Consider the following 17,109-nt stretch of genomic DNA (forward strand, 5'->3'; position numbering starts at 1 on the left):
GTCGCCGCCATCCGTTCAGAAAAAATGTCGGAGGCTGTGAACGGGATCTTCGGCCAGCTTGCGCAAGACGGCCCATTTCCGCCGCCAATATGGCGGCTCCGAATAGATGCCCCGGCGCGCGAAATCGACGTCGAGTCCATGACGGGCAAACAGGCTCGGCATCGCTTCGTGCCACTGCCCCTTGATAATTCCGGTATGGGTATAGTCGATTGCAGGACCACCCGATGCGTCGTCGAAATCGGCCACCAGAAAGAGGTCGTCTCGCTTGCTGGCGCGTTTTGTGCCCAGAATCTCGAACATCCATCCATTTTCCCGGGGGTCGAGATATGAGCGCAAAACCTGCGGCCGCCACAGCGCCGCCTGGGTCGAGATTCGATAACGGGCGTCCCGGCCGATGACTGAAAAACCGGGATAGGGTGAAGGCGCGAACGGACCGAAGCTGCCATGGCGCGTCAGTGCGATGTGGCCGATCTCCGGATGGTCCAGCATCAATTGGACGGCGCGCGAGACAATGTCGTCGCGCACCGGCTGTTCGATAAAATAGTCTTCCTGAAAATAGAGCATCAGCGGCGTATCTATCTGGTCAACCGCGCGGATCAGGCAATCGCTCCACGACAGGCGGTGTGCACTGCCTTCGCCAACGCGGCTTGTCCGCAGGTCGACGCCGGGAGCCGCCCAATCCTTCGTCTCGGTGTTCAGAAGGATCGGATATGGGCAGGCAGGCCAGTAGTGGCGAAGAAAATGGAGGAAAGGCGGCCAGCAATCCTCGAACCCGTCCGATGAATTGACCAGCAAAGTGACGTCGTGGCGGGCGCTCATGCGGCAACCCGTCCGGTCAGGAAGTCGGCGCAGGAAGAAGCGATGCCATCCTCAAGCGAAATCCTGGGGGTCCAGCCCATCGCGGCCAGCCGGGCGTTCGACATCAGCTTGCGCGGCGTGCCGTCGGGCTTGGTGGGGTCGGTTACGACACGGCCTTCAAATCCAACGACGCGCGCGACCAGAGCTGCGAGTTCGGCAATCGCAATGTCGGTTCCCGACCCGATGTTGACGTGCATATCCTCCGAATAATTCTGGAGCAGGAACACGCAGGCGTCCGCACAGTCGTCGACGTGCAGAAACTCGCGCCGCGGCGTCCCGGTCCCCCAGATCGTCAGCCTGTCGGCGCCCTGCTCCTTCGCGAGATACGCCTTGTGGATCAGCGCGGGCATGACATGGCTCGATGCCAGGTCATAATTGTCGCCCGGGCCATAGAGATTTGTCGGCATGCCCGAAATATAGTCGCGGTCATACTGGCGGCGATAGGCCTGGGCGAGTTTCAGCCCGGCGATTTTCGCCACCGCATACCATTCGTTCGTCGGTTCCAGCGCGCCGGTCAGCAGCGCCTCCTCAACGATCGGCTGATCGGCGAATTTCGGATAGATGCAACTGGAACCGAGGTTGAGTAGCCGGTTCACGTCGGCGCGATGCGCCGCATCGATCACGTTCGTTGCGATCTGAAGATTTTGATAGATGAAGTCGGCTGGATAGCTGTCGTTCGCCAGAATGCCGCCGACCTTCGCCGCGGCAAGGATCACCGTGTCGGGGCGTTCGGCAGCGAACCAGCGCCGTACCGCATCCTGATCGAGCAGGTCGAGCGTGTCGCGGCCCGCAGTCAGGACTTCGCAATCCTCACCGGCCAGTCGTTTGACGAGCGCGCCGCCAACCATGCCGCGATGGCCTGCAACAAAAATCCTCTTACCCAGTCGCGCCATTTTCAGGCGTCCTTCTGGATTTGGGCGTCGCGCATGACTTCCAGATCCGCGAGCACCATTTCGCGGGCGAGTTCGCGTACGGGAATCCTGGCTTCCCAGCCAAGCTTGGCGCGCGCCTTCGCCGGATCGCCGAGCAGCAGTTCGACTTCGGTCGGACGGAAGTAGCGGGGGTCGACCTCAACGATCGTCCGTCCACTGGCCTTGCAGATGCCGATTTCGTCGACGCCGCTGCCTTCCCAGCGCAAATCAATGCCCGCTTCGGCAAAGGCCCATTCGACGAACTGCCGGACCGTCGTCGTGACCCCTGTCGCCAGAACATAATCGTCGGGCTGATCCTGCTGGAGCATCAGCCACATGCCATGCACATATTCGCGCGCATGACCCCAGTCGCGCTGGGCATCCATATTGCCCAGATACAGCTTGTTCTGACGTCCTAGGCTGATCGCGGCGGCGGCGCGGGTGATCTTGCGCGTCACAAAGGTTTCGCCGCGGAGCGGGCTTTCATGATTGAACAGGATGCCGTTCGACGCGTGGATTCCATAGGCTTCGCGATAGTTGACGACGATCCAGTAGCCGTAGAGTTTTGCGGCCGCATAAGGCGAGCGCGGGTAGAAGGGCGTCGTTTCGCGCTGCGGTACTTCCTGTACCAGTCCGTACAGTTCCGACGTCGACGCCTGATAGAAACGTGTACGCTGTTCCAGTCCGAGGATGCGGATGGCTTCGAGCAGGCGGAGCGTGCCGATCGCGTCGGCGTTCGCCGTGTATTCGGGCGTTTCGAAACTGACCTGCACATGGCTTTGCGCGGCGAGGTTATAGATTTCGTCGGGCTGGCATTCCTGCATGATGCGGATGAGGTTGGTGCTGTCCGTCATGTCGCCATAGTGCAGGATCAGGTGCGGATCGTTGATGTGCGGATCTTCGTAGATGTCCTCGATCCGGCCGGTGTTGAACGACGACGAGCGGCGTTTGATGCCATGGACTTCATAGCCCTTGTCGAGGAGCAGGCGGGCCAGATAGGCGCCGTCCTGCCCGGTGATGCCGGTGATGAGCGCGCGTTTTTTTGACATGGTGGAGAGGGCCTTAGTTATGCCGAAAGATAATCGATATCGACGGGGTTTTCGCGAAAAAAGCCGAATTTCTTCGCTTCGACCGTCTGAATCGCCGCATTTCTGCGCCGAAGCCCGAGAAGCTCGTCCCGAAAGTCGTCGGGCATGAAGTAATAAGCGTCGGAATATAAAGACAGTGGCGATCGAAGTTCGGTTGTCACCATCTGCGCCAGGTCGGACCGGACGAGGAAGCTGTCCTGATAAAAGCAGACGGCACAATAGCCAAATTTCTCTGCTGCGGTCACGATATGCGCGAGCGGGTGCTGCAAGCCCGAGCGAACCACTGGCTCGGGCAAGGGGTCTCCGAGGCAGGGCGTGAAGTTAAATCCGCCCTCAAGCAAAACCACTTTCGGTTTGACGCCGGATCCCAGGAAAACTTCCAAGTCGTAACCGTCTATGTCTATCGACAAAAAATCAATATGATCGGGATCGAGTTCGGCAGCCGTCATAATCTGGCGCAACGTCTTTCCCGACACGCCATATTTGGGGGCTCCGACAAAATCATGGGCACAAGAGATAACGTCGATGCTCTGATAGTTGCGGACCAGCTTCTTGTAACGCCGGCTATTTCCTTCGATGAATAAACCCGACCAGCCCATCTCATAGAGGCGCCGGGCATTGCTCAGATATTTTCCGTCCCATGCGCCAAATTCGACGAAGAATCCGCTGGAAATTTTTATGCGGCGAAATATCTCGGCAAGAATTCCATCCTGTCCGCGCTGGCTATGGATGTTTCCATAGTAAAAAAGTAGTGATTCAGGATCGATCCTGGCAAGGTTTGAAGGAGTATTTCCCAGCCTGTAGTCGTATTGCTTCGCGATCTGATCGATCTTTTTCAAAGCCCTGCCGACGATATTCATGATTTCCTCATCAGGGCAAATGCGAATCTCGATCGCCCGGACAGATCGAAATCGGTCTGGCCCTAAAAAGCCGATCTTCTTCGTGTTCCGCTATACAGTCGAGACAAACAGGTCAAGCTGCACCGGTCCGCCTGACATAGCTCCATGTGGTTTCGAGCGCGCAGACAATATGATAGAGGCTCGATGCCGCGCAAGGGCCCGGAATGGCGTCAAGATCGGGGGTCAGGCGATCGTGCCACAAGCCTGCATTCTGGGTTTGCAGGAAGCGCGACAATGCGCCCAATCCATCGGCGGCACGTGCTTCCCACAAGGCAGGCTCATCTGCCATTGTGGCGCGCTGAAGGCAGGCTTTGATCCGTTCGGTGGTGGGCCAGTTGCGGGCGGTGGCGGTGCGTATGCGAAAATCGTCCCACAATTCGTCGATCGCCGTGGCGCCGTCGATGCCAAGGCCATGGCTTTCCCCGATGTCGCACAGCCGGTTTGCGGTCGATGCAATGGCGGGGTCATCGACCCCCATATTCCATTGGTGGAGAAGCCATGACCATTCGAACTGGTGCCCGGGTTCGATCAGACGTCCGCTGTCGTCCGGCATGGGATTCCAGCCGGCGTCGAAAAATTCGCGTAGCCCGCCATGCCCCGGATCGACAAAGCGGCTGGTCGCCAGTGCTACGATCTCGTCCGCGCAGTGGCGCCAGCGTGCCGACGCGCCCGGTGCCCGTGCCAAAGTAAGGCAGGCTTCCAGCAGGTGCATGTGCGGATTTGCGCGGAGCGGCAGGGCGCTCGCGTGATCCTCGGTAAAGCCCGCAGCGCTATGGCGAAAGCGCCGTTCCATGGCATCCATCATGGCTTCGGCGGTTGTCAGAGCGGTCGTGTTATGCTCGGGAAGCGTCGCGAGTTCGCCCAGCGCGAACAGGGCGAAGGCATGGTCGTAGAAATCATAGCCGGTATCTTGTGGCGTTCCGTCGGGCCAATAGGTCGAAAGCGCTAGCCCGTCGGGCTGGATGCAACGCTCTAAAAGCGCCGAGGCGCCATGATCTACTGCACGCCTCCAGTCGCCAGCCCAGCCCAGCCGTCCGGCTGCCATGAATACGAAAATCTGGCGCGCGACGACGCGTGTCCGGCGCGGGATGCCATGGACCAGCTTTCCATCCTGAGTGAATTTCTCGTGAAAGCCGCCGTCAACCCAGTCGGTGCCTTTCGCGAACCAGAAGGGGAGGGCGTCGTCGAATAGCCATTTTTGCTTCCCGGAAAACGCGTCGGCTAGAGTCTGCATCGCTAAGCTGCGCCCTCTTCAGGCAAGGACGCCCCTTTCTTTATAAAGATAAAATTATTGCAATATGGTATGTCTTCCCGGCGATTGGCTCCAATTGAATGGGAGTATTCGTAATCATGATGTGTTTTATAGTCGAATGAATCGATATCATGCCACTTTTTTTCGAAATAGAATATGCATCGATATCCATGGCTGCTCAATTTTGAAACAATTCTTTCAATCCCACCTTTATTGTGGCGCTCTTCTATTTCGCAAAGAATGTTTGGCATGTATTTTTTGATGGTTTGCTCTGCGCCGGCCAGGACGGCCTCTTCATGACCTTCGACATCGATTTTCAGGAAGCCGACGTCGGGAAGCGCAAGCGAGTCCAGTGTCGCTGTCTCGACCGTGATCGTGTCCATATCCCGCGCTTCCTGTGCCGAATGGCGCAGACTCGCCAGCACGTGTGCGCTGCGCATCTTGGGGAAGTATAATTCACTGCGCCCGTTTTTGTCGGACAAGGCGATGCGTTTCACCTGAACCTTGTCGAGACGCTGGTCTTCAACCAGCTTCGCGAGCGAAGGGTTGGGCTCGAACGCAAAAACCGCGCTTGCGAGCTGATTGAGTCGAAATGCGTAAACGCCCAGATTGCATCCGACATCGACGGCCGGCCGGTCCGGGTCGACGAAATTTGCGAGAAGTCGAAGCTCTGCTTCGCCCGAGTTCTCGATTTCGCTGCGATAACGGCTCACCATGACGCGATTTCGAATGAAGGCGGGGGCCGATAACAGCATTTGGAGTTTGCGCCCTATGCCAGCGTGCATCTGAGTTTCCGATCTCTTTGGTCTAAAATTTTCGAGAGCTCCAAAAGGCTATCGACGACGGGATGTCCTTTTGCGCGGGCGGCCGCTTCATGCAGGTAGCCCTCGCCGGTCCGGATGAGTACGCCAAGTGCACCGAGTTGCGAGGCGAGGTCGACGTCGCTGAGTTTGTCACCGACAACGACGGCGGTTTCCAGCGGAAGGGATAGTTCGGCCGCGGCTTGCAAACCAAGCGCCGGGTTGGGTTTCCTGCAGGCGCAGCGTTCGTCCGGATGATGGGGGCAAACATAATATGCGGCAATGCTGACATCATGGTCGGCCAGCATCGATGTCAGTGCGCCATGGACGGCATCGACATCGTCCATCGAAAAATATCCGCGCCCAACGCCTGACTGATTGGTAACAATGACCGGGACGGCGCCTTGCGCAATGAGAGCTGTCAGGCCTTCGATCGCGCCCTTTTCCAAGGTGATCTGTTCCGGATCGCAAAGATAGCCCTTGTCCTCTATGACGGTTCCGTCCCGGTCTAGAAGCAAGAGAAAGGGAGGCGCGCGGTCTGGCATGGTGCCGTGCGTCATTGCAGGAGGTCGTCGCGAATGACCTTGCGCTGCAGGCCAATTCGGACTCCCAGAATTATTACAATCAAGATCATGACCGGCATGAAATAGGTGTATATGATCTTGACATATTGTGAGCTCTGCGCGCGACAGACATTGATGCTCATTGTCGCGAGAATGCTCAAAATGATCGTATTGAAAAATTTACTGTCAGTACAGGATAGGGCGTTCCACACTCGTATAAAGAAAGATGTTACCGTCGCATTGTACAGGAATCCTATAAATCCAAAGGCAATATATCCTTCCGAAAAAATATAGAAAGCGTAACCGGCAGAGCGTGTTGCAACGCCGAAATTGAAAAGATCGGTGACGGATTGTTGAAGGTACGGATAGTTCTGAAGTATTAGTGCATTGTTGAAATTTGAATCGATGACTTCTTTCAAGTCGACGAAATCATATGCAATCGATGCAAAAAGCATGTGCGCGGGAGCGAAATAGTCGTTCTGGATGATCTTGTCGGTCAACGATACAATGCTGCTTTCCGTGTCATACCGGAAAAACTCGATCACACTGAGGCCAACGATCCCGACCAGCACGAGTAAAATCGATCGCAAGAGCGTCTTTGCATCCAGTGCTCTTCGCGATGATTCAAAAAACAATATGCCGACGATAAGGGCTGCGGGGTCGGTTCTGTTTCCCAATTTTACGCTGGCGATGAGAAATGCTACAAGATAAAATATGAAAGCCGGTACAATGGCTATGTAGTTCTTCGGAACTTTCGACATTATGCAAATGTAGAGGAAGCACAATATTCCAACTGATAGTTTAAATGCGGCAATGAAGACCGCAACTCGAACGGGAATATTTTCCTGCTGAACCTCTGACCAGGACAGGTCCTCGAAGGTCACATACAAAAACAATGCAAATGCGCCAGCCAGTCCATAGACAAGCAGGACGGAAAACGCCGATAGCGAGTCCTCGCGGTCAAAGGAAATTCTGAAACCTAGCTTGGGCGGAGCATTTGCCGGTCGTGGGCGATAGAGAAATATGTTGATCGCAAAAAAAGCGACCATCGACAGAAAGATAAAGCTTGCGCCAATATAGCCTGCCTGATCGCCAAAATAGGCGAATATAGATTCGGACATCCCGGGAAAATAGAGATAGCCCACAATCGCGAATATACTATACAGGTAAAGAACGGCATAGATCGTCCCTGCGAGCCTGTTCCGAAAGAACAGGGTCGGCATGGTGAACGCAAAAAATATCGTATAGACGATCGCTATCATGCGATGCTGTTCCCGAATATTTTTCGGATGGCCGAAACTACGCGATCAACGTCCGCAAGGGTCATTTTTGTATAAAGCGGCAGGCTGACGAACTGATGATAGGCGAGGTCAGCCTGCGGGAATTCTGCCGGGTTCAGATCATAGCGGTCGCGCCAATAGGGTTGGCGATGCAACGGGATATAATGCACGCTCGTCCCGATGCCAGCCTCACTGAGCTGCTCGATGAAGCGAGCGCGGGTGTCGAGCGTTTCGGTTCCGTGCTGCAACCGGATGGCATAGATGTGCCAGGCATGGACGTCGCCCTGGCGCGGACGAGGCGGCAGGATTAGTGGCAAGCCTTGCAGAAGCTCGTCATATCGCCGCGCCAGCGCCTCGCGCTTTTCGACGAATTCGCCAATGCGGGTCAGCTGGACGCACCCCATCGCCGCGGCGACGTCGGTCATATTATATTTGAAGCCGGGGGCGACCACTTCATAATACCATGATGGAGACTTGGACTGGAAACGCGCGAAAGCGTCGCGGTTGATCCCGTGCAGGCGCATCGCGCGCATACGATCGATCATCGCCGCATCGCGTGACACGACCATGCCACCTTCGCCGGTAGTCATCGTCTTGTTGGCGTAGAAACTGAATACCGTTGCGTCGCTGTCGAGCGTTCCGACGAGGCGTCCATCCCATGTCGTTGGAAAGGCATGCGCGGCGTCTTCGACCACGCGCAGGCCATGTTCCCGGGCGATCGCGCCGATCTCGTCCATGTCGCAGCACAGGCCGCCATAATGGACAACCATGATCGCCTTGGTCCGATCGGTAATCTTGCGACGGATATCGGCGGGATCGATGTTGAGCGTCGCCGGATCGATATCGGCGAAGCGCACGTCGGCGCCCAGATAACGGACGATTTCGGCCGTCGCGGTAAAGGTCATGGTCGGGACGATTACCTCGTCTCCGGGGCCGATGCCCAAGGCTTCAAGTGCGAGATGCAAGCCCGAGGTGGCCGAATTCACCGCCAGCGCGGTAACACCGCCGCCCAGGTGAGCGGCGAACGCTTCCTCAAACTCTTTGCATTTTGGGCCGGTGGTGACCCAGCCGCTGGCCAGCGTTTCGCGCACGGCGGCCTGTTCGGCTTCGCCGATGTCAGGCAATGAGTAGGGTAGAAAGGGCAGGGTCACGCGCAGATCTCCGCCAAATCTCGCTCGGCATTCAGATGGGCAGCGACATCGGCGCGCCCGGGAATTATTGACGTGGCCAAGTGCGGATCACTCACCGGATTTCAGCCCGGCGACATATTCGCCGGTCCCTTCCGCAACGGTCCGGAAATTCCCGTTATAGCCGGCGCCGCGCAGCGCCGAAATATCGGCCTGCGTGAAGCTCTGATACCGTCCCTTCAAATGATCGGGGAAGGGGATATATTCCACCGTGCCCCGGCCCGTCGTTTCGATCACTGCATTGGCGACGTTCAAAAAGGGTTCGGCGCGGCCCGTGCCGCAGTTAAAAATGCCCGAAACGCCCGATTTCCAAGCCCAGATATTGACGTCCGCGACGTCGGCGACATGAACAAAATCGCGCGATTGCTGCCCCGCCTCGACACCATCCCAAGCCCCGAAGAGTTTAGGATTTTCGCCCGCCATCACCTGGTTGAACAGATGGAAGGCCACCGATGCCATCGAACCCTTATGGGCTTCGTTGGGGCCGTAGACGTTGAAATAGCGCAGGCCCACGACCGGTGCGCCAAGCTGATGCCACTGACGACGCAGATAGTCGTCGAACAGCTTCTTGGAATAACCATAGACGTTGAGCGGTGCCTCGTGTCCGCCATCTTCTGCGAAGACCGTCGAATTCCCGTAAACGGCGGCGGATGAGGCATAGACGAAAGGGATATTGTCCGACTGACAATGCCGAAGCAGCGACTGCGAATAGGCATAATTGTCGCGCATCATCATCCGGCCGTTCCACTCGGTCGTCGACGAACAGGCGCCTTGATGAAAGATCGCATCGATCTGACCAAAGTGGCGCTTGGCCAGCAAGTCGAGAAAATCGTCCTTGTCGACATAATCGGCGATCTGGAGCGGCGCCAGATTCCGGAATTTCGTGCCGTCGGTCAGGTCGTCGACGACCAGAATATCGGTTTCGCCATCGGCGTTGAGGCGCCGTACGATGTTCGAGCCGATCATGCCGGCGCCGCCGGTCACGATGATCATGCGTCGGCCTCCGACGATAGTTTCGCCTGTTCGATGATCGCGCTTGTCGATCGCCCCTCCACGAAGGGCAGGATTTCGACGCGGCCGCCGCGTGCGATCACGTCGTCGGCGCCGACCACCGTTTCAATCACATAATCGCCGCCCTTGACCAGGATGTTGGGCTGTATTCGCGCAATAAGGTCTCGCGGCGTATCTTCATGCGTGCCATCCGGGCCGGTTGAGCCAGAAAAGGGGACGACCCAATCGACCGCGCTCAGCGCTTCGAGCACCATCATCCGATCGGGCAAAGCATTTATAGGCCGGCTGGATCCCTTGAGGCGGCCGACCGAAGCATCATCGTTCACCGCAACCACCAGCCGGTCTCCCAGTGCCCTAGCTTGCTCCAGATAGGTGACGTGGCCAGCGTGCAATATGTCGAAGCATCCGTTGGTCATCACGATCGTTTCGCCGGCCTTGCGCGCTTGCTCGATCAAATCCAGCACATCGGTGCGGCCGTGTCGTGACTGGCCTGCATCGACGCGCGATTGAAGCTCAAAGGCGTTGACCGACGCCGTACCCTTGCGGGCAACGACGATGGCCGCCGCCTGATTGGCCCAGTGCATGGCATCGTGAAAAGGAAAGCCGAGCGCAATCTTTGTGGCCAAGGTTGCAATGACGGTGTCGCCCGCGCCTGTGACGTCGAAGACTTCTCGGGCTTCCGCAGGAATCGAATGTGTCTCGCCCGATGGCAAGCACAGCGACATGCCTTTTTCGCCGCGTGTTACCAGCAACGCGCTCAAATCCAGATCGTTGAGCATCGCCTTTGCACTGCTGCGAAAGGTCTCGTCGGTTTCCGCACACCCGCCGGCGGCCACAAATTCGCTTTCATTCGGGGTAATCATGGTCGCGCCGGCGTATCGGGAATAATCTTTCCCCTTGGGGTCCACCAGGATCGGAATGCCTTGTGGCACGACCGAACGGATCATGGATTGCGCTTCGGTCAGCGTTCCCTTCGCGTAATCGGACAGCACCAGCAGGTCGTGCGTTGGCGCCAGTTCCGCGATCCGGTCCAGCAGGGCGCCATGATCCTCGTCCGCAAAATCGTCTTCGAAATCCATGCGCATGATTTGCTGCCGCATCGCCAATGCCCGGAGCTTTACGATCGTGCGGCCCGATCGGGCGACGATAAAGCGGCAGTCGACGCCCGCCCGTTCAAGCAGGGCCTGAAGTTGGGCTGCGTCCTGGTCCTGGCCCACATATGCCACGAGCGTGACCCGTGCGCCCAATGCGGCGATGTTGATCGCGACGTTGGCCGCGCCACCCGCGCGTTCGAAAACCTGTTCGACTTTCAGGACGGGAACAGGTGCTTCCGGTGACAGTCGGCTTGCCGTGCCTTCCAGATAACGGTCGAGCATGACATCGCCGACCACCAGAATCCGGTGGTCGGGCGCATTCGCCAAGGTCTTGGTCATTGGTTCTTTCCGGAACGCGACGAAGCGGGCAGGGTGGCCGCGCCGCCAGCGGGCCGCAGTTCGACAGACGCGATCGAAAGCTCGATTCCCTCGCCAGCGAGGCCGCCTGACGTCTCGAGTTCGAGCATCTGCACGGGGCAGGATGCCGGAATCGTCGGACCTGCGGTCCATTGCTTGCCTACGCCCTGCCAATTGTTCGACGACCGCCAGATCGGTTGCTGATTCTTTGCATCGACGCAGCGAATTTGCCAGCCCGCAAAGGGGTAGCGGTCGCCTGCGGTCGCCAATGCCACATGCTGAAAGAAACGATAAGAGCCGGGCTTGAGCGACAGCATTTTCCGGGCAACGATTCCGCGTTCGCCCGAACTCGCAACAACATTCAGCGAGAGGCGCCCCTGTTCTTCTTCGTCGAACGTTGCGACCATCGCATTGGGGGACATGGCCTCCCACGCGATCGGCACAAAACGGGCGTCGGTGGAGGCGCGCGAGAAAGCCAGGGTATTGGCTATTTCGGGGCGCGCGTCCTTCATACGTGGAAGGAACCGCAGGGCTTCAGTGGAAAAACCCAATTCGACGAGCCGGCGAAGAAGGTTGCTTTCCGTTTCCAGTCTCACCGGACCATCAGGAACACCGCCCGAAGCCAGTATCAGCTTGCTGATGGCATCCGGGCGACGCGCGTTGGTCGAGGCAAAGTTCAGATAGTCAGGAATCCAGGGCGACTTCTTTTTGACGTAGGGCAATATGGCATCGCGGAATGCCGGGTCTTCCATGGCCTGGTTCAGGATCGGAGCAATGGTCGGTGCCGCCTCGGGCTGCGTGCGCAAAAGTATGTCTGCATGGCGTACAAAGGATCGTACATCCTCGCGCTTCGCGCTGTCCATGATCAGCCATAATTGTGTCGCGCCATCGCGGCGGCTCATCAATTCCGACAAGCCGATCAATTTCCGGGTGGAGTCCAGGCGGCCGCGCTGCTCATGCTCCAACGCCAGCAACCGGAGCGCGATGCTGTTGAGCGGCTCCAGTCGCAATGCCTTGCGCGCGTCAGCGGCAAGATAGGGAAGCTTTTGTCCAGGTCGGTTCTTGGCGAGCAGCAGCTGCGCCTTGGCATTGCTCAAATTGGCTATGACGCGTCCGTCGTTGGGCGCGACGAGGGCGGCCAATGCCGGGTTGCTGATACGGCTGACATTGCCGATCGCGTTCGCGCCGGCAAAACCGGCCCCGACAAGGGTCATGGTTCCGACCAGGATCTTGATTGCGCGTTCCGGCTTCATGAGCGTGATGCATCTTTGATTGGCATGTCAGTCCTGGCTGCTCGTCGCCGTCTTGTCTCCATATTCGAAGCCGTCGCCATAACCATAGCCGTAGCCATAGCCGACCTGACGTTGTTGAACTTTGGAGAGAATGGCGCCGAAGATATGAGCATGAACGGCACGCAGGCGATCGATCGACGCTTGAATTCCGCGCACTGCAACGCCTTCGGCTTCAATGACGAAGATGCATCCCTCGACGGTCTGGGCCAGCAGCGGGGCGTCGGCGAGTGCGAGGACCGGCGGTGCGTCGATGATCACATGATCATAGGACTGCAGCGCCAGTTTGACGAGCGCCGCCATGCGGGTGCTGCTGAGCAGTTCTGCTGCACTTGGCGGCGGAAGGCCGGCGGACATTACGTCCAGCCCCTTGATCGGCGTCTTCTTGATCAGCTCGGCAACACTGTCGTTCCCGGTCAGGAAATTGCTCAAGCCGACGTCGTTCTTCAGGTCAACAAAGCCGTGAATCGAGGGTGACCGCATATCCGCGTCGATCAGCAAGACTTTCTTGCCCGTGCGGCCGAGTACGGTGGCCACCGCAAAGCTCGACGTGCTCTTGCCCTCGGCGGGTCGCGTACTGGTGAACAGGAAAGACTTCGGCAAGCCATGGTCTGTCGAGAAAGACAGGCTGGACCTGATGCTGAGATAGGCCTCCGAAACCGTGGACTTTGGATCTCGCACCAGCTCCAGCACATTGCTTGTGTCGATATCGGGCACGGTTCCCAGCAACGGAACATTGAGCAGGTCGTTGACCTGGCCCGGCTCGCGAATGCCTTCGTCGATCTGATCGAGCGCCAGCGTAGCCAGGGCCGAAAGCAGGATGCCCGCGAACAGCGCAACCAGAAGGTTGAACGGCAAACTCGGAGCCGAAGGCTTTTGGGGCGTTTCAGCGCGATCGACGATCGAAATATTGTTCGCGCCGACGCCTGCCACGCCGATTTCCTTGTAGCGCTGCAGCAGCGCTTCATACAACTGGCGGTTGGTGTCGGCTTCGCGCTGGAAAATATTATACTGGATGCTGTCGCTCTGTTCGACGTTCAGCCGCGATTTCAGCGATTCGATTTTCTCCCGCATCGCGGATTCGCGTTTCAGGGCTTCGTTATATTCAGCCGTGCGCGTTCCGGAAACACGCCCTTCTTCCTGGCGAATGCTTGCGTCGATCGATCGAATTTGGTCTGCCAGCGCGCGTGCGGCCGGGTATTCCGGCTCGAAATGGACGAGGGTGCGCTGATATTCGGCCGCAGCCTCCGCGCGCCGTTGACGAAGATTGGAAATCGTGAGGTTGTTCAGGGCTTCCTGGCTGTTGGTCCCAGCCGTGCGGACGCGGCTTTCCGCGATGATGCGGTTCGCAGTCGCCTTCGCGAGTTCCTCGTTCATCACCTCGAGATCGCGCAGAACCAGCGTGGCATCGGGACGGATAGCCCCTTTGCTGTCAGCGCTCTGGCTGAGCGTGACGATGCCCTTGCTCGATGAATAATTGACCAGTTCGCGTTCCGAAATTTCCAGACGGGCGCGCAGGTCGGCCAGGCGTCCTTCCAGAAACTGTCGTGCGTCCGCGGTGGACGCGTAACGGCGATCGTTGCTGGTGGCGATGAACTGTTCGGTCCAGGCGTTGGCCACTTTGGCCGAAAGCTCTGCATTGCCGCTGCTATAATTGATATCGATCAGCGCTGATCCGCGTATGGGCGAGATGGCGATATGGTCGAGAAGCAGCTTTACGGCCTTGCGTTCGCGCGCCGTCCGCCTGGCATTCGAAACCGGCTGCGCGCCGCCACTGCCCTCGAAAATCTGCAATCCGCTGTCGGCGGACTCCCCATGCGCTTCGAAGAAACTGTCATCATTCGCCAGTTTGAGCTTGCGAACGACGCGCTCCGCCAGTGAGCGGGCGCGCAACAACGAATATTGCGTCTGATAAAATTCCAGATCGCGGCCAGCATCCGCAGCCTCAAGACCCTCGACATTGGTGATTTTTTTCTGATCGCGGCTGATTTCGATCCGCGAGCCAGCCGTATACTGGGGGGTCATCAACAATGTTGCGACAAGCCCGGCGGCTAGCGCCGCAATCACGATGCTGACGATCACGAACCGCCAGCGAACAACGATCTGCCAATATTTCAGCAGCATCGGCGTCACCGTCGATTGTTTGCGCGTTTCGCCCTGTTGCGGTTCCATCACCGCGGAATTCAGTCCTGTTCCCGACGCCATGTTTTTTCTCAAATATATGCGGGTTAATTGTTCTGCAGCGCGATGACGAGCGGTGTGGTCAGCAACGGAACCACTTGCAACATGTCGCGGAAGAGGCGGCGCGCCGGTGAATCACCGACAATCACGATGTCGTGCGGATAGATATCCGGATCTTGATACAATCCGCGGCGGATTGCCTTGATGTTGTATAGTGCGGCATATCGCTGACCTTCAACGGTCCGGAAAACGACGACATCCTGCAGCTTGGCGTCTTCGGTCGCCCCGCTGGCGCTCGCAACCGCCTGCATCAGGGTCATCCGCGCCAGAACGGGATAGACGCCAGGCTTTTCGACCTGACCATCCACCGTCACAGTCTCGCTGACCGCTTCCACCAAATTAACCGTCACCTCGGGAGCTCGTACATGAGCGGCGCGCAACCGGTCTTCGATCAGCTGCTCAACCTCGGCCGGGGTTTTTCCTCCGGCCTCGATCGAACCCGCGAGCGGAACAGAAATGCGGCCGCTGGCGTCGGTCTGGATTTCCTTGAGGTTCAGGTCCGGCAAGCCGATAATCTGAACCGAGAGCTTGTCCAAAGCGCCGATGCGATACAAACGCTGGTTGGATTTGGTATCCCCGGCAGGCGGCGTGGGCAATTCGCCGGACTGGACCGCGGTGACCGTAGTCGAGCCGACGAGGGGCTCCACTTTCGAGCTGCAAGCCGATGCCGCCAGAATAGTGAAAGCGAGCCCGAAAGTCCGCAGAAAACGCCGATGTTCTATGTAAAGCATGACGTCCCCTAGCTACAAGGCCAAGACTTTTCCAGAGATATTTAGGCGGCTTTTGGGGCGCTGGTCGCATTTGGAGCACGGGAGTTCGTCATCCACAAGGCAGCCAGAACGGCGACGCAAACGATTGACGGCGTGCGCAGCGGATAATCGGCCACGCTGCCTGCGGCAAAAATGATGATGATGAGCGCGCCGATCAGCCCCAGTTGCTTGTCGGGCGCTTTTGCCGTGCCATTTTTCAGCAAGCCCAGCGCAGCTTTCAAAAAGGCGAAGATCGCCAGGCCCGCCAGAATTAGCCCTGGAAGGCCCGCCTCCATGGCCAGCTCCAGCCAATCATTATGTGCGTGATTCAGGTAGTTGGGCTTCAGAAGGCCATAGGCTTCCTGGACTTGATAGACATTCGGAAACGAACCCAGCCCGGCGCCAACAGGGAAATATTTGACTGCCATATCCGCAATCGGCCCCCAGACCTGAAAACGCAGATCCTCGCCGACATCGTCATTTACGATTCGTTTCAAGGCTTCGGCCCGAGACATGAGTGTCCCCAGTAGCCCAAGGGCAACCACACCGCCGCCGATACCCACCCAGAAGAGGCCTTTCGACTTCGGCTTGTGGCGCCGCCTGTCGACTCCGGTCACAAGGGGCGGGGCGTATAATTTGAGGCTGACTGCGATCGCAACGACACCAAGGACGAGACCGGCCCGAGAACCGGTTACCAAAAGGAGCGGGACCAGAAACAGGCCGGAAGCCAGTGCCACCCAAAGCTTGAAACGGGCGTGGTCGGGGGATCGCGCGGTTTGGCTGGCATAGAGTGCGAGGAGCGGAAAGAGCGTCGCGAGGAACATCGCCTGATGGTTGCGATTAGAAAACAGGCCGACTGCCGAGCCATTATTGGTAACGCGATAAAAATACAGCGGCCCCTGTGCCGACCCGATCGATTGAAGCAGCCCCATCAGGCCGCTGACCAACCCGATTGCGAGGACCGCAAGCGCGACTTTCGTAAGCTGCTCGCGTGTCAGCTGGATGCCCAGCAGCAGCACTGCAAGCGGAACAAACAGGGAGAACAGCGCGTTGCGCGTGCCGGTGGGAGAGAGCGTCAGCGGCCGCCAAATTTCCCCAAGGCCCGCAGCGGCGTCGATTTGAACGATCAGTTCGCGGCCTGGAAGCTGAGACCAGATGCCCGGCGGAAGCGGCATCAATTGGATGCCGGCAAGCAGGAATGTTCCGGCTGCGAGCGCCAGAAGTCCCCACCGCGACTGCAGGTGCTCGCGGCGCAGCGTCAAAACCGCCAGGCCGCAAAACAGGATTGCTATCGGCCGCAGGAATACCAGCGACTGAATATCGCTTCGCGATCCGCCTCCGGTGAGAAAGGTCAGCAGGAGAAATACCAGCAGGGCGAAAAACGGGATATTCTCGCGCCGGCGAAAGGATAAATCTCGACGCCAGCCAGCGCTGCGACCAATTAACATATATATCCTGGACTATGGTGAATATTTGCTGCGAATAGCCCTGCCAAGCAGGCAATAGCTTGGCACTAGCAGCAGTCAGGCC

The 17,109-nt window shown here is 58.0% G+C and carries 16 protein-coding genes and 1 pseudogene; 1 reads left to right on the forward strand and 16 read right to left on the reverse strand.

Features of this window, described 5'->3' with window-relative positions; genetic code table 11:
* Positions 1-15: 15 nt before the first annotated feature.
* From AC1RRJ_RS11495 to AC1RRJ_RS11555, 13 genes are all read right to left on the reverse strand, one after another.
* A complete protein-coding gene (locus tag AC1RRJ_RS11495) occupies positions 16-819 on the reverse strand; it encodes a hypothetical protein (RefSeq protein WP_493122721.1) in 804 nt (267 codons plus the stop codon).
* Entirely contained in the window at positions 816-1,751 is a 936-nt protein-coding gene (fcl, locus tag AC1RRJ_RS11500; protein WP_493122723.1) for a GDP-L-fucose synthase, read from the reverse strand. The genes AC1RRJ_RS11495 and fcl overlap by 4 nt, the downstream gene beginning before the upstream one ends.
* A gap of 2 nt (positions 1,752-1,753) precedes the next feature.
* Complete coding sequence (gmd, locus tag AC1RRJ_RS11505; protein ID WP_493122725.1) at positions 1,754-2,818, reverse strand: GDP-mannose 4,6-dehydratase; 1,065 nt, start codon at positions 2,816-2,818, stop codon at positions 1,754-1,756.
* 17 nt (positions 2,819-2,835) lie between these two features.
* Positions 2,836-3,717, reverse strand: a complete 882-nt coding sequence (locus AC1RRJ_RS11510; protein ID WP_493122727.1) for a class I SAM-dependent methyltransferase — start codon at positions 3,715-3,717, stop codon at positions 2,836-2,838.
* A 112-nt stretch (positions 3,718-3,829) separates the two neighbouring features.
* On the reverse strand, positions 3,830-4,990 hold the full coding sequence (locus AC1RRJ_RS11515) for an AGE family epimerase/isomerase (RefSeq protein WP_493122729.1): 1,161 nt from the start codon (positions 4,988-4,990) through the stop codon (positions 3,830-3,832).
* A 2-nt stretch (positions 4,991-4,992) separates the two neighbouring features.
* Entirely contained in the window at positions 4,993-5,724 is a 732-nt protein-coding gene (locus tag AC1RRJ_RS11520; RefSeq protein ID WP_493122731.1) for an FkbM family methyltransferase, read from the reverse strand.
* A gap of 53 nt (positions 5,725-5,777) precedes the next feature.
* On the reverse strand, positions 5,778-6,368 hold the full coding sequence (locus AC1RRJ_RS11525) for a D-glycero-alpha-D-manno-heptose-1,7-bisphosphate 7-phosphatase (RefSeq protein WP_493122733.1): 591 nt from the start codon (positions 6,366-6,368) through the stop codon (positions 5,778-5,780).
* Positions 6,365-7,594, reverse strand: a complete 1,230-nt coding sequence (locus AC1RRJ_RS11530; protein WP_493122735.1) for a hypothetical protein — start codon at positions 7,592-7,594, stop codon at positions 6,365-6,367. The genes AC1RRJ_RS11525 and AC1RRJ_RS11530 overlap by 4 nt, the downstream gene beginning before the upstream one ends.
* A gap of 35 nt (positions 7,595-7,629) precedes the next feature.
* Positions 7,630-8,802 (reverse strand): DegT/DnrJ/EryC1/StrS family aminotransferase, encoded by a 1,173-nt coding sequence (locus AC1RRJ_RS11535; RefSeq protein ID WP_493122737.1) that lies wholly within the window; start codon positions 8,800-8,802, stop codon positions 7,630-7,632.
* A gap of 87 nt (positions 8,803-8,889) precedes the next feature.
* Positions 8,890-9,831, reverse strand: a complete 942-nt coding sequence (gene rfaD / locus AC1RRJ_RS11540) for an ADP-glyceromanno-heptose 6-epimerase (RefSeq protein WP_493122739.1) — start codon at positions 9,829-9,831, stop codon at positions 8,890-8,892.
* On the reverse strand, positions 9,828-11,282 hold the full coding sequence (gene hldE / locus AC1RRJ_RS11545) for a bifunctional D-glycero-beta-D-manno-heptose-7-phosphate kinase/D-glycero-beta-D-manno-heptose 1-phosphate adenylyltransferase HldE (protein WP_493122741.1): 1,455 nt from the start codon (positions 11,280-11,282) through the stop codon (positions 9,828-9,830). The genes rfaD and hldE overlap by 4 nt, the downstream gene beginning before the upstream one ends.
* Positions 11,279-12,553 (reverse strand): tetratricopeptide repeat protein, encoded by a 1,275-nt coding sequence (locus tag AC1RRJ_RS11550; RefSeq protein WP_493122743.1) that lies wholly within the window; start codon positions 12,551-12,553, stop codon positions 11,279-11,281. Before AC1RRJ_RS11550 ends, hldE begins: the two co-directional genes overlap by 4 nt.
* 27 nt (positions 12,554-12,580) lie before the next feature.
* Positions 12,581-14,209, reverse strand: coding sequence for a GumC family protein (locus tag AC1RRJ_RS11555; RefSeq protein ID WP_493123046.1), 1,629 nt, complete (start codon positions 14,207-14,209; stop codon positions 12,581-12,583).
* Between the two features lie 78 nt (positions 14,210-14,287).
* Here AC1RRJ_RS11555 and AC1RRJ_RS11560 point away from each other — a divergent pair, with 78 nt between their 5' ends.
* Positions 14,288-14,470 (forward strand): hypothetical protein, encoded by a 183-nt coding sequence (locus AC1RRJ_RS11560; protein ID WP_493123054.1) that lies wholly within the window; start codon positions 14,288-14,290, stop codon positions 14,468-14,470.
* A 30-nt stretch (positions 14,471-14,500) separates the two neighbouring features.
* Here the strand turns inward: AC1RRJ_RS11560 and AC1RRJ_RS11565 are convergent.
* The 3 genes and pseudogenes from AC1RRJ_RS11565 to AC1RRJ_RS11575 form a co-directional block, all read right to left on the reverse strand.
* A pseudogene (locus tag AC1RRJ_RS11565) lies at positions 14,501-14,794 on the reverse strand (Wzz/FepE/Etk N-terminal domain-containing protein); the annotation flags it as partial.
* Positions 14,795-14,817: 23 nt separating this feature from the next.
* Positions 14,818-15,561, reverse strand: coding sequence for a polysaccharide biosynthesis/export family protein (locus AC1RRJ_RS11570; protein WP_493122745.1), 744 nt, complete (start codon positions 15,559-15,561; stop codon positions 14,818-14,820).
* A 41-nt stretch (positions 15,562-15,602) separates the two neighbouring features.
* Positions 15,603-17,027, reverse strand: coding sequence for an O-antigen ligase family protein (locus tag AC1RRJ_RS11575; protein WP_493122748.1), 1,425 nt, complete (start codon positions 17,025-17,027; stop codon positions 15,603-15,605).
* Positions 17,028-17,109: the final 82 nt, after the last annotated feature.

It is taken from the genome of Sphingopyxis sp. GW821-FHT12C06, from assembly GCF_058807415.1.